Raw genomic sequence first — 12,674 nt, forward strand, 5'->3', positions numbered from 1 at the left:
TAGATAAAGCTATAAAAGCAATATCATTTTTTTATGTTTAAGTTTTTAGTAAGAAGTTAATTATTAAAGCTAGTTGATTTTTATTTTAAATGTTCTTGATAAGCTGAATATAAAAATTCATACTATTAAATAATAATAGTATGAAACTTTTTTTCTACGTATTTTCCTAAACTTATAATAAATTTAAGCTGATTAATATTATTAGAACATTTTTTTAGTAAGTAGTAAAAAGAATTATGATTACATTTTGATATGTTTTTATAATAATCTCTAGATATTTTCCAAAATTTTTGAGGAAAAGCTAAATAAGATATTATATATTTATAATCATCTAATGTTAACGAAAAAGTTTTTTCGTATAAATTTAAACATTCTAATGTTATATCTAGCTGCCAGTTAGTAGAATTTCGCTTTAGAAATCTTCTTAAGAAATAGGAGATATCATGGGCACAATAGTCTATGCTGCATTTATCAAAATCTATTATCCAAATTTTATTGTTATCATCAAATATTATATTTTTATTTACGTAATCTAGATGGCATAGGCAGGTGTTTAAATTATCATAGTTTATAGAAGAAGATATTCTAGAGGACATTTGTGCCAATATAAGGTTGATTTCAAAATATTGTAGAAACAATTGTGAGAATTTATCTTTATATTTAACTGCTAAATTTGAGCAGTTTAACAGTTGCTTAAAATGTTTTTCAAAGGATATATATGTTTTTTCAAAATTAATCCTTTCAATACTACCTTTAATGGGAGTGAAGTTTTTGCTTACTTTATGCATTTTAGCTAAATTAGAGATGGACACTAAAAGATGACTTTTAATGTTATAATTGCATTTAGTACCCGTTATCCAGGGAGTAAGCATAAAAAGCATTTCATTATATTTTACATATCGACCTCCATAAATTGTAGGTAATATTCTAGGAACTCTAACGTTATTTCTAAAAAGCCATTCCATGGCAGAATATACAAAAAGTAAATTTGCTTCATCAAAATATACTTTCTTTAAACAGTAATTTTTATTTAGATGACTTATTTTATATACTGCCCTCTGCTTATCTGTGTTTTTAAATTTGATTCTATCTATAGATGCATCATCCATATTGTAATAGGGAAGTACATATTTTTTTATAGTTCTTTCAGATAACAAATCCATATAAAAACTCCTCAAAAGTTGTTCCTCTATAATAATATTAAGGTGCCTTTTATAATATACATTATTCTTAAAAAAAGAAGTTTCAGAAAATAAAATGTAACAAATTTCTCATATAGAGAAGAATAATTTTTACTAGTATGTGGGTAAAATAGGAATAAATATATAGCATTTACAGTAAAGTTACAGAATTATATTATATATTATATATTTATAAGTAAAATTATGCAGTTTTAAAATTAAAAATTTTTTTTATTGAAGGATATTTAATTTTTGTAAAGAATATATATAGTATATTCCTTATTTGAGAAAAAAGATATTTATTTTTAAAGAAGGAATATAGTAATTTATGTCGAATATATTTATTCTTGAACATAATAATTTAAGATAGGTGGGGATTCGTTAGTGATATCGGAAGATGTCATTCAGAAAATAAAGGATGCAAGTGATATAGTAGATATCATATCTGAAAGTGTAAAGTTAAAAAGGGCAGGTAGAAATTATTTAGGATTATGTCCTTTTCATCAAGAAAAGACCCCATCTTTTAGTGTATCTGTTGATAAGCAAATATATAAATGCTTTGGTTGTGGTGAGGCAGGAAATGTAATAACGTTTGTTATGAAACTGAAAAAGTTAACTTTTCCCGAAGCATTGAAGATTTTAGCTGATCGAGCAAATATAGATCTGGATGAAAATGGTAATAGAAACGGCAATAGAAAGAATACTTATGAAAAACTTTATAAACTAAACATAGAAGCTGCCAGATATTTTTATAATTGTTTAAATAAAAATAAAATAGCTAAATCCTACATGTTAAATAGAGGAATAACAGAAAAAACCATGAACAAATTTGGTATTGGATATTCTGTTGACAGTTGGAATGATATGTTGATTTTCTTAAAGAAAAAAGGATTTACTGAACTGGATATGCTATCAGATGGACTTATAATTAAAAGTAAAAAGGGAAATTACTATGACAGATTTAGAAACAGAATAATTTTTCCCGTATTTGATTTTAGAGGAAAAGTAATAGGATTTGGAGGAAGAGTATTAGATGATTCTAAACCAAAGTATTTAAATTCTCCAGAAACTCATCTATTTAAAAAGGGTATTAATCTCTATGGATTAAATTTTGCCATAAAAAATAATACTTCTAGAATGTTTATAATTGTGGAAGGATACATGGACTGTATATCTCTTCATCAATATGGTATAACCAATGCAGTGGCTTCTCTAGGTACAGCTCTTACTATAAATCAGGCAAAACTTATGGCTAGGTATGTTGATAAAGTTATAATATCTTATGATGCAGATGCAGCAGGTCAAATAGCTACAGTTAGAGGTTTAGATATACTAAAAAGTGTAGGATTAGAAGTAAGGGTTTTAGTAGTACCCCAAGGAAAAGATCCTGATGAATTTATTAGGAATAATGGAAAAGATGCTTTTTTAGAACTTGTAGATAAAGCTCTACCACTTATAGAGTATAGAATTCAAAATATAAAAAGTAACATGAATTTCAACGATTCTGAAGATACTATAAAATATGTAGAAAAAGCACTAAAAATATTGTCTCAATTAGATCCTATAGAAAGAGAAATATATGTAAAAAGTATATCTGAAGAAACTGGAATAAGGGATCAAGTACTATATGATATGTTGAATGATAATATTCAAAAAAATGTAAAAAAAAATGAAAAGGTGAATATAGATGCTGGTTTTGGACAAAAATTATATTTAGAGCCAGCATATTTAAAGGCTGAGAGGGCTCTTTTAAAACTTATTTCAGAAAATGAAGAAGCGTTTAAGTATGCGCTAGATAAAATAGAAGTTGATAATATTATATTAGAAAGTCATAAAAAAATATATAGGTATATAGTGGAAAATATGAAATATGATATAGAAAAAAGAAAAAAGTTTGTAGAGTTAAATTGTCATGACGTAGATACCTCTAAAGAATGGGTTAACATTATGGAAACTAAAATTAAATATGACAGCATCAATTACAAAGATATGATAGATAATTATATAGATAAAATAGAAAGACATAGATTGGAAAAGTCCAAGAAGCACATTATAAATAGAATAAAAGAATGTGAAGCTCAGGGAAATTTGAATGAATCTCTAAAACTGGCACAAGAATTAATTAAAATACAAAAAAGGATTGGTGAAATGCAGTAATGGCAAAAGGAGGCAATAAAATGAAAAGTAAGAGTGCAAAGCTACAGTTAGTTAAAAAAATCATAGAAAAAGGTAAAAAAAATGGCACCTTAACTTATAAAGAAATAATGGACGAATTAGAAGAAGTGGACTTAAGTCCTGAGCAAATAGAAAAAATATATGAAGCTCTTGAATCCATGGGAATAGAAGTAACTGGTGATGAACATGAAACAGAATCAAATGAGAAAAACTTAGATTTATCGGTTCCTGATGGAATTGCAATAGATGATCCTGTAAGAATGTATTTAAAAGAAATAGGAAAAGTACCGCTGCTTTTACCAGAAGAAGAAATATCTCTTGCAAAAAGAATAGAAGAGGGAGACCAAATTGCCAAGAAAAAGTTAGCAGAAGCTAATTTAAGATTAGTGGTTAGCATAGCTAAAAGATATGTGGGTAGAGGAATGCTTTTCTTAGATTTAATTCAAGAAGGTAACCTTGGACTTATAAAAGCAGTAGAAAAGTTTGATTACAGAAAGGGATATAAATTTAGTACCTATGCTACATGGTGGATAAGGCAGGCAATTACAAGGGCAATAGCAGATCAGGCAAGAACAATAAGAATACCTGTTCACATGGTAGAAACCATAAATAAACTTGTAAGAGTTTCAAGACAGTTACTTCAAGAACTTGGAAGAGAACCTCATCCAGAAGAAGTAGCACAAATAATGGAGATGCCTGTAGATAAAGTAAGGGAGATTATGAAAATAGCACAGGAGCCTGTATCTCTTGAAACCCCTATTGGAGAAGAGGAAGACAGTCACCTTGGAGATTTTATACCAGATGATGAGGCACCAGCACCTGCAGAGGCAGCAGCTTTTACTATGCTTAAGGAGCAACTTATAAATGTATTAGATACCTTAACTCCAAGGGAAGAAAAAGTTTTAAGACTTAGGTTTGGTCTAGATGACGGAAGAGCTAGAACTCTAGAAGAAGTTGGAAAAGAGTTTAATGTAACTAGAGAGAGAATAAGGCAGATAGAGGCCAAGGCGCTTAGAAAGCTGAGGCATCCAAGTAGAAGTAAAAAATTAAAAGATTATTTAGATTAAGGCACCCTTTCCAAGGTGCTTTTACTTGTCTGGAAAACTAATTTGTAAACTTTCAAATAGGAGCAGAATATAACTTTATGATATAATGTTTAGTAAAGAAGGTGAGCAAATATGAAAACTACTTATAAATCTGCAAAGGGATTAGGAGTATGGACTATAGTAGGTATAACAGTTATATATAATGTATTTATGATAGTTCTTATAAATTTTATAAATTCCTACGAAATATTTAATCTTTTTAAACTAGCGTTTATAGCCGTAAATGCTTATCAAATTTATTATATAATAATTTGTGGAACTCTAAAATACTCTATGGACGAAGAAAATTTATATATAACCAGTATGTTTAAGTTTAAGAATGAAAAAATTCCTTTTAAAGATATAAGAATGTATCAAAAATCTAAAGGGTACATTAAAGGGGTAAAGCTATCAGGATATGGAAAAAGTAAATTTGCCATAGGAAGGTCGTTTATTCATAAAGTAGGTAGAACATATATGTTTGTTACTTCAACTAAAAATGTTATATACTTAAAGACAGATGATATAACTTATGGAATATCACCGGAAAACTTTCAAGAATTTGAATTAAAAATACAAGAAAGACATATAGAAAATTTACAGTGGGAAAATAAATTAAATAAGGGTGTTGAACTAAGAAAAGAACCCAAATTTCTTGTACCATTTATAATTGCAGCAATTATAGTCCTAATGCTTACGTTAAACCCTATAATCATGTATCTTTATGGAAACTTGCCAGATAGAATGCCTTTAAGTTTTAATCCAAATTTTATAGCTGTAGAATTTGGAACAGGGAAGCAGTTTGCATTTAAACAAATGACATATGGGCTTTTGAATATGGGACTGCTGTTTTGCATGTACTATGCTGCATATATTTTTTCTAAATATGATAAAAAAGTTTTTTATAAGTTTATATATACTGCATTGGTAGTGGCAGCATTTTTTTTAATTATGCAGATAAGAATACTTTGCACATTTAAATAATATTATTTTGGAATGGAGAATTATATGGAAATTAGTTTAAGGCTTAAAATTGTATCAAGTATGGTAGACAATTGTGAATGTGTAGCAGATATAGGTACAGATCACGGATATGTCCCTATTTATTTAGTAGAAAGTAAGGTGTGTAAAAGGGCTATAGCTTCAGATATAAATAAAGGACCTGTAGAAAAAGCCAGATTTAATATAAAACTTCATGGATTGGAAAATAAAATAGATGTAAGACTCGGTAGTGGACTTGCCTCTATAAAGCCTGGAGAAGCTCAGTATGTGATAATTGCAGGTATGGGAGGCAATCTTATAAGAGACATAATTATTGACGGTATGGAAATATTTAAAAAGGCAGATGCTTTAATACTTCAACCTATGAGAAATTCTGAAGTTCTTAGAGAATATATATACAAAAGTGGTTTTAAAATAATAGATGAAGAATTATGTATTGACGAAAACAGATTTTATGAGATAATAAAAATAAGATATGATAATGAAAGACAAGAAGTAGATAGTATATTCTATGAAGTGGGAAAGGCTTTGATAGACAAAAAGCATAAGCTTCTTTTAAAATTTGTAAGAAGTAAGATTGAATCTTATAATAAAATAATTTTAAATATAAAAGACAATACGGAGCTAGCCAGAAGTAGAAAAGAAGATTTATGTAATAAAATAAAGAAGCTTCAGGAGTTGATAGAATGTATTTAAGAGTACAGGATATACATGATATATTGGAAAAAAGAGCACCTTCCATACTTAAAGAAAGCTATGATAATGTAGGACTTATGGTAGGAGATATGAAATGTGAAGTAGGATCTATACTTGTGGCTTTAGATTGTACACTAGAAGTAATAGAAGAAGCTTTAAGGAATAATTGTAATCTTATATTTACCCATCACCCACTACTTTTTAAAAGACCATATACCATAACTACTGATACTCTAATAGGAAAAAAAATAATAGAGTTAATAAGAAATAATATAAATGTATATTCCAGTCATACTAATCTTGATTCTGTAAAAGGGGGAATAAATGATATTATTATGGAAAAGCTTGGACTTACCAATCATGATGTTATTGAACCTTCTAGAATTAAGAATTATGGTGAAAATGATTGTGGCATAGGAAGAATTGCAAGTCTTACCGAACCTATGACTTTAGCTAGGTTTTGTAATGAGGTAAAGAAATGTTTGAATATCTCTTCAGTTAGATATTCAGGAAATGAACTTAAAATTATAAATAAAGTGGCCCTTATAAACGGAAGTGGCCAGGATTATTTTGATGCAGCTAAAGCATTAGGTGCAGATTGTGTTATTACAGGTGATACTACTTATCATTATGTAAGTGATTTTCAAGAACAAGGTATAGCTGTAATTGATGCAGGACATTTCGGAACAGAATGGCCTGCTATGGAAATTATAGCTAATTTTTTAAGACATGAAATAAAAGTAAGAGGATTTGAGAATACTGTAATTTTATCAAAAGTAAATAAAAGTCCGTATAAATATAAGTAGAAATGAAAATTGAATTCATTTCTACTTTTTTTAAAATAAATATGGAAAGTATTTCACAGTATGGTGTTATTTACTCTAGAATTATATTTAAAAAATTTATTTAAATTAATGGGAGGAAGATATGATAAATTTACTTATTGAAATTCAGAAAAATATGGGGATTATAAAGAAAAATAAGAAAGATATAAAAGAAGATTCAAATGTTAGCTTATTGAAAGAGATGAAAAAAGAATTTGAGGCAGAAAAGCTAAATTACAAAAATATAGATAATAAATTTAAAAAGATAGAAGAGGATATGAAAGAACTAGAAGAAAAAATAAGTAAGCTAAAAGGGGATATAAAGATAGATGAGAATAAGTTATATGGAGACATGAAGTATGATTTAAAGTTTATGGAAACGCTGGAGAAGTCTATTAAATTGAAAGAAGATGATATAAAGAAATTGGAAGAAGATAGCTTAAATCTTATGTATGAAGAAGAGAATACATCAAAAGAAAGGTCTAAAAGTAGAAAAAAGTTGATGGATTTAAAAGAAAAGTTTTATAATTGTAAGGAAAGTAGCAGTGAGAACAGAGTTAGAGCTAAAGAAAATATAGTTAAAGCAGAAGGTAATATTAAGGAATTTGAACAACGTATTCCTAAAGAACTTTTGGATGAGTTTAATGAACTATGTTCTGTTAAAGGAACAGGAGCTGCCGTAATTTCAAAAGGAGTTTGTTCTGGGTGTAAAATGAAGGTATCTGCTGTTACTGTAGATGATATTAAAAAGAATAAGCATATAGTTTATTGTGATAATTGCGGTAGAATAGTACATTATAACCATTCAATTGAATAACTTACATTAAAAAATTAAAATTTTTGTTGTAATATTTTATTAGTTATGATATTATGTAATTCGTAAGTAAGTCAGACAATCGCTGCTGTAGAAATACAGGAGAGGAAAGTCCGGGCTTCATAGGGCAGGGTGCTGGGTAACACCCAGTCAGGGTGACCTGAAGGAAAGTGCAACAGAAATATACCGCCGAAATTTATTTCGGTAAGGTTGGAAAGGCGAGGTAAGAGCTCACCAGCGCATTGGTGACTTTGCGGCTATGTAAACCCCATCTGAAGCAAGATCGAATAGGAAAGCATATAAAAGCGGCCCGCTTTGCTTTCGGGTAGTATCGCTTGAGCCCACTGGTAACAATGGGCCTAGATAGATGATTGTCTAATACAGAACTCGGCTTATAGATTTGCTTACCCACTAGAAAACACTAGGTTTTGGCCTGGTGCTTTTTTACTTACATGGAGATATGTATTTGTGGTAGTGGAAATGTCTTTAGGATTATTATGAATGATTAATTTAGAAAACAAGAAAAGGGATATATATACAATATACCCCTTAACATACAACTTTTATTACTAAGCATTATAGATTCTTTGTTAAACCGGTTCTCTCATTAAAGGCCTCAATGTATTTATCAAGTTCTGGTCCCATTTGGTGAAGCTTACCCCAGTAATTATCATAATCATACCATTGTGCGTTTAATTCTTCTAAATCATATTGTTGTTGTTCAATCCATGTATAGTATTTAAGATTATGAATACGCTTTTTACTTTGATATGTTAATTCTTCCATACTATCAGTTCTAACACCTAAAACATTTCTATTATGATCTATAGCACCGTCAACAACTTCATAATCTCTTCCTCTTTGGGCAGTCATTTCTTGTAATCTTGATTGATACATTTCTGCTGAATCAGTAAGCACTGTTATTACCATATCATTTTCATTTAATTCGTAATATTTTGCGAATTTGATACATGAAAGTATATTTGCTGCACCTGATATACCAACCCATGAAAGTTTTTTAATTACATCTTCTTTAACTCCTGCAGACCTTAGATATTCTTGTCCAGCAGGTTCATTAAATAGACGGAACATAGCTAAACTATCATTATCATCTATTGCAATAACCATGTCTGTATTTCTTATATTATGAATCCATGGGACATGTTTGTCACCAATACCTTCAATTCTATGTTCGCCAAAACCATTGTTAAGCAGGGTTGGACATTGTAATGCCTCACCAACTGCAAATTTAGCATTTGGATATTGATCCTTTAAATAGTCTGCACTTCCTAAAGTTCCAGCTGATCCTGATGTTAAACATACGCCAGCAAGTTTTCCTTTCTCACCAGCTTCAGCTTTAATAACTGATTCCATAGCACTGCCAGTAACTTCATAATGCCATAAATGATTACCGAGTTCACCAAACTGATTAAATATAACAACATTATCTCTTGTTCTTCTTAGTTCCCATGTTTTATCATAGATTTCTTTTACGTTACTTTCAGAACCAGGGGTAGCGATAACTTCTCCAGCTACTTTTTTGAGCCAATCAAAACGTTCTTTACTCATATTTTCCGGCAAGATAGCAATTGAACTGCAGCCTAATAAAGCTGAGTTATAAGCTCCTCCACGGCAGAAGTTACCTGTTGAAGGCCATACTGCCTGATGGTAAGTAGGATCAAATTGACCAGTTACTAGACGTGGAACTAGACAAGCAAAGCTTGCCCCAACTTTATGAGCTCCTGTTGGAAAGAACTTTCCTGCCATAGCAAAAATTCTAGCTTTAACACCTGAAATTTCAGGAGGAATCTCAATATAGTTTGGTAATTTGTTGTACAAACCACCTTTTGCTACAGGCTCATTATACCAGGAAATTCTAAATAAATTAATGGGATCTATGTCCCATAATCCTGTTTCTTTTAATCTAGCTTTAATTTTTGCAGGTACCTTGCTGGAGTCTTTCATTTGTGCTAGTGTTGGAATAATGATGTTTTTCTCTTTAGCACTGGCTGCTGTCTTTTTCAATTGTTCTTCATTGATTGTTAAATCGATCAATTTATGCATCCTTTTTACCTCCTAATTTATACAAATTAAAATTAGACTAACTAGTTAGTCAACATATTCTATTCTTTAGTATATAATATTTTTTAATACATGTCAAAAATAACCATAGCAATCTAGTATAAATTGAATTTATATGATGAATAAAATATATAAATTTGATTATATATTAAAAAGTTGGTAATATCAATTTGTATAAATTTATGGGGAGGTTAGAAATGATTACATATATTATAGTATGTCCGCTGGTTTTTATTGCAGGTTTTGTAGATGCAATTGCAGGGGGAGGAGGACTTATATCGCTTCCAGCATATATGATTTCAGGGATTCCGGTTCATTTTGCTATTGGTACAAATAAAATGAGTTCTTGTATGGGGACAATTATAGCTACATGTCGTTATGCTAAAAATGGATATATAAAGTTGAAACTAGGAATTTGCAGCGCAGTTTGTGCTTTGATCGGGTCACCGCTTGGGGCTCTTATTTCCTTAAAAATAGAAGACTTTTATTTTAAAATTTTAATGTTGTTCATTTTGCCTATAACAGCATTTTATGTCTTACATAAGCATAATCTTGAAGATAATAAACAGGAAACATCAATGAATTATAAAACATACATAACATGTATGTTAATTGCATTTTTTTTGGGAATCTATGATGGGTTTTATGGCCCAGGAACAGGAACATTTTTATTGTTATTATTGACGAGCATTGCAAATTTGAGTATGAATACTTCTGCAGGAATTACAAAAGCTATAAATTTATCATCAAATGTAGCTAGTTTAGTAACATTCATTATAAATGCAAAAGTATTTTTAGTTTTGGGTTTAGTCGCAGGCTTATTTAGTATTGCTGGAAATTACATTGGTTCTGGTTATTTTACAAAAAGCGGATCAAAAATAGTACGTCCTGTAATTATAATTGTACTTACGATTTTTTTTATTAAAATATTAGTTGAGATATTATCGAAGCAGTTATAATTACAGGAACGTTTATTTTGTTTTAGGACTATTGGTATAAAGTGGACTTGATTTTTACTTGTATATTTTACCATCCGGTCCTAATTCAAATATGCGTCCAGTTTCTTTACTCACTAATATAAGATTTTGAAAATCAGTTCCATCACTATTATCGTGTCCATATAAAACATAACTTGCATTTAATATATCATCAGAGAGAAACCTTTTTAAAGTATCAGTACCAACAACGTTTTGTGCAGGCTCAAAAGAAGAATTAGGATATTTACTTTCAACGATTTTTAATGCTTGACTATAGTTGACTCCTCCGTGTTCTTGTATGTATGATGCACTTTTATGAGTGATATCGTCATCATCTTGCTTCTGCTGTTTTTTTGCATTTACTGCTTCCAACTTATATTTTGATTTTTCCTGCTGATCTTGAACTGCTTTTGCAAATACATCTTTTAAATTTTTAGCCTCAGAATTATTAGGATCTATTATTAGTACTGCATCTAGGTATTTATTCTATAAATTATACAAAATTCCTTTATAAATATAACACAGAAGTGAAAAAAGAAGTAGGTACTAAAAAATTGAAAAAGTATTCCCCTAATTGGCAGCATAGTTGTTAGATCCAACTGCTTCACATGGGATGAGAGAAAAATCTCTAAAAAGTTTTATGTATCAAGCATATGAATTAGTAATGAGAAGTTCAATAAAGAGTTATTTTAAAAAGAAACGCAATTTTATTGACATAGTAGTATTAGATAAAATTGACTTTAATAAAATTCAAGTAGAAACAGAATTTACTTTAGATAATAAACGCAGAATATATATTAGGAGTGTGAAAAGATATGGACGAATTAGAAAAAAGAAAAATAGAATTACGAAATCATAAAGGAAAGATGGTTAGACATTTCAAAAATAAAAGTTACTTAATATTAGATTTTGCAACACATACTGAGACAGAAGAAGAATTAGTTATATATAAAGCTCTTTACGGTAACTGCGGTGTATTTGCAAGACCAATAGACATGTTTGTTAGTGAAGTAGATCATGAAAAGTATCCGGAAATAAGTCAAAAGTGGAGATTTGAATTAATAAAATAGAAAAGTCGTTTTCATTTTTTTGTTTTATTTAGTTTTGACTTAATATTGTCACTTTAGTATAAATGTTTTTAGAAGTTATGATGAAATATAATTTTTATTTTAGTTAAAAGTGAAGAAATTGTTGCAATTTTATCAAATATGTATTAGTATATAATAAAATTAATAATTCAGATGAAGATAGTGGGAGAGTTATGGCTTTTGCCATTCACCGAAGAAGTAAATCTTTCAGGTACCTATTTAATTATAGAGATGACCGCTATTGGATGAATCCTTGGAGAGACTCTTATTGAGCACCGAAGGAGAAAGTCGCATGGCGAAACTCTCAGGTAAAAGGACAGGGAAAAGGTAACACATCTTACAAAAGTAATATATAATTAATTACTTCATTTAGATCTTATCTATTCCCATTTGTATCTCCAACCACAAAATATTTATATAGGAAAAGGCATTTCTAGTACATGCTTTTGACTAAGATGGAGGGATAAAATGGATCAATTAACAAAACTATTTACTAAAACCAATTCTATAGTATGGAAGGGTTTACTTTTAGTCCTGCTAAATGGAACTAGAACCTATCTTACTGTACGTCTAGGGTTACTTAAATTATTCAAATTGTCTATTTTTGAGAAAAATGAATATGAAGATAATGAAAAAGGTGATGCTATTAGCTTTGCAGTATTATGAAGAATTAAAAGTTGCTTCAATTTATAGTTATATTTTTTAACAGCACTCATACTAATAGTGTATTTGTACATCATTCATATGGAA

Annotated in this window: 12 protein-coding genes, 1 other RNA gene and 1 riboswitch; of the genes, 10 read left to right on the forward strand and 3 right to left on the reverse strand. The window is 29.4% G+C overall.

All coding sequences use genetic code 11. The annotated features are described in order from the left end of the window. Positions 1 to 125 precede the first annotated feature (125 nt). Positions 126 to 1,163, reverse strand: coding sequence for a CotS family spore coat protein (locus CLAU_RS14260; RefSeq protein WP_013237485.1), 1,038 nt, complete (start codon positions 1,161 to 1,163; stop codon positions 126 to 128). Positions 1,164 to 1,565: 402 nt separating this feature from the next. On the opposite strand from CLAU_RS14260, the gene dnaG reads away from it, so the two are divergent. From dnaG to rnpB, 7 genes are all read left to right on the forward strand, one after another. After that, positions 1,566 to 3,338 carry a DNA primase gene (dnaG, locus tag CLAU_RS14265; RefSeq protein ID WP_013237486.1) on the forward strand — a complete coding sequence of 591 codons (1,773 nt, stop codon included), beginning with the start codon at positions 1,566 to 1,568 and terminating at the stop codon, positions 3,336 to 3,338. Continuing rightward, the gene (rpoD, locus tag CLAU_RS14270) at positions 3,338 to 4,423 is read left to right on the forward strand and encodes an RNA polymerase sigma factor RpoD (protein ID WP_029170021.1); all 1,086 of its coding nucleotides are present in this window, start codon (positions 3,338 to 3,340) and stop codon (positions 4,421 to 4,423) included. The genes dnaG and rpoD overlap by 1 nt, the downstream gene beginning before the upstream one ends. A 111-nt stretch (positions 4,424 to 4,534) precedes the next feature. After that, on the forward strand, positions 4,535 to 5,425 hold the full coding sequence (locus CLAU_RS14275) for a PH domain-containing protein (RefSeq protein WP_023162909.1): 891 nt from the start codon (positions 4,535 to 4,537) through the stop codon (positions 5,423 to 5,425). 24 nt (positions 5,426 to 5,449) lie between these two features. Beyond that, the gene (locus CLAU_RS14280; RefSeq protein ID WP_013237489.1) at positions 5,450 to 6,139 is read left to right on the forward strand and encodes a tRNA (adenine(22)-N(1))-methyltransferase; all 690 of its coding nucleotides are present in this window, start codon (positions 5,450 to 5,452) and stop codon (positions 6,137 to 6,139) included. Continuing rightward, positions 6,130 to 6,945 (forward strand): Nif3-like dinuclear metal center hexameric protein, encoded by an 816-nt coding sequence (locus CLAU_RS14285; RefSeq protein ID WP_013237490.1) that lies wholly within the window; start codon positions 6,130 to 6,132, stop codon positions 6,943 to 6,945. Before CLAU_RS14280 ends, CLAU_RS14285 begins: the two co-directional genes overlap by 10 nt. Positions 6,946 to 7,066: 121 nt before the next feature. Next, positions 7,067 to 7,780, forward strand: a complete 714-nt coding sequence (locus CLAU_RS14290) for a zinc ribbon domain-containing protein (RefSeq protein WP_023162910.1) — start codon at positions 7,067 to 7,069, stop codon at positions 7,778 to 7,780. Positions 7,781 to 7,843: 63 nt separating this feature from the next. Next, positions 7,844 to 8,188, forward strand: an RNA gene (rnpB, locus tag CLAU_RS19820) — RNase P RNA component class A. A gap of 165 nt (positions 8,189 to 8,353) precedes the next feature. Here the strand turns inward: rnpB and CLAU_RS14295 are convergent. Next, positions 8,354 to 9,841, reverse strand: a complete 1,488-nt coding sequence (locus CLAU_RS14295; RefSeq protein ID WP_013237492.1) for a pyridoxal-phosphate dependent enzyme — start codon at positions 9,839 to 9,841, stop codon at positions 8,354 to 8,356. 215 nt (positions 9,842 to 10,056) lie between these two features. On the opposite strand from CLAU_RS14295, the gene CLAU_RS14300 reads away from it, so the two are divergent. Next, positions 10,057 to 10,818: a sulfite exporter TauE/SafE family protein gene (locus CLAU_RS14300; protein ID WP_013237493.1), complete on the forward strand. Its 762-nt coding sequence runs from the start codon at positions 10,057 to 10,059 to the stop codon at positions 10,816 to 10,818. 54 nt (positions 10,819 to 10,872) lie between these two features. Here CLAU_RS14300 and CLAU_RS14305 read toward each other — a convergent pair whose 3' ends face one another. Continuing rightward, positions 10,873 to 11,208, reverse strand: a complete 336-nt coding sequence (locus CLAU_RS14305) for a hypothetical protein (protein WP_013237494.1) — start codon at positions 11,206 to 11,208, stop codon at positions 10,873 to 10,875. Positions 11,209 to 11,651: 443 nt separating this feature from the next. Between CLAU_RS14305 and CLAU_RS14315 the strand changes: the two genes are divergently transcribed. Next, positions 11,652 to 11,906 (forward strand): DUF1653 domain-containing protein, encoded by a 255-nt coding sequence (locus tag CLAU_RS14315; RefSeq protein WP_023162912.1) that lies wholly within the window; start codon positions 11,652 to 11,654, stop codon positions 11,904 to 11,906. A gap of 261 nt (positions 11,907 to 12,167) precedes the next feature. Continuing rightward, positions 12,168 to 12,254: riboswitch (glycine riboswitch) on the forward strand. A 138-nt stretch (positions 12,255 to 12,392) separates the two neighbouring features. Next, complete coding sequence (locus CLAU_RS14320) at positions 12,393 to 12,590, forward strand: transcriptional regulator (RefSeq protein ID WP_013237497.1); 198 nt, start codon at positions 12,393 to 12,395, stop codon at positions 12,588 to 12,590. Positions 12,591 to 12,674 lie beyond the last annotated feature (84 nt).

Origin of the sequence: Clostridium autoethanogenum DSM 10061 (genome assembly GCF_001484725.1) — a bacterium.
Classification (GTDB): Bacteria; Bacillota; Clostridia; order Clostridiales; family Clostridiaceae; genus Clostridium_B; species Clostridium_B ljungdahlii.

Coding starts and splice junctions, on each gene's coding strand:
- CLAU_RS14295 (WP_013237492.1), bottom strand. CDS start 9,841: ATGCATAAATTGATCGATTTAACAATCAATGAAGAACAATTGAAAAAG.
- CLAU_RS14315 (WP_023162912.1), top strand. CDS start 11,652: ATGGACGAATTAGAAAAAAGAAAAATAGAATTACGAAATCATAAAGGA.
- CLAU_RS14260 (WP_013237485.1), bottom strand. CDS start 1,163: ATGGATTTGTTATCTGAAAGAACTATAAAAAAATATGTACTTCCCTAT.
- CLAU_RS14300 (WP_013237493.1), top strand. CDS start 10,057: ATGATTACATATATTATAGTATGTCCGCTGGTTTTTATTGCAGGTTTT.
- rpoD (WP_029170021.1), top strand. CDS start 3,338: ATGGCAAAAGGAGGCAATAAAATGAAAAGTAAGAGTGCAAAGCTACAG.
- CLAU_RS14280 (WP_013237489.1), top strand. CDS start 5,450: ATGGAAATTAGTTTAAGGCTTAAAATTGTATCAAGTATGGTAGACAAT.
- CLAU_RS14285 (WP_013237490.1), top strand. CDS start 6,130: ATGTATTTAAGAGTACAGGATATACATGATATATTGGAAAAAAGAGCA.
- CLAU_RS14320 (WP_013237497.1), top strand. CDS start 12,393: ATGGATCAATTAACAAAACTATTTACTAAAACCAATTCTATAGTATGG.
- CLAU_RS14275 (WP_023162909.1), top strand. CDS start 4,535: ATGAAAACTACTTATAAATCTGCAAAGGGATTAGGAGTATGGACTATA.
- CLAU_RS14290 (WP_023162910.1), top strand. CDS start 7,067: ATGATAAATTTACTTATTGAAATTCAGAAAAATATGGGGATTATAAAG.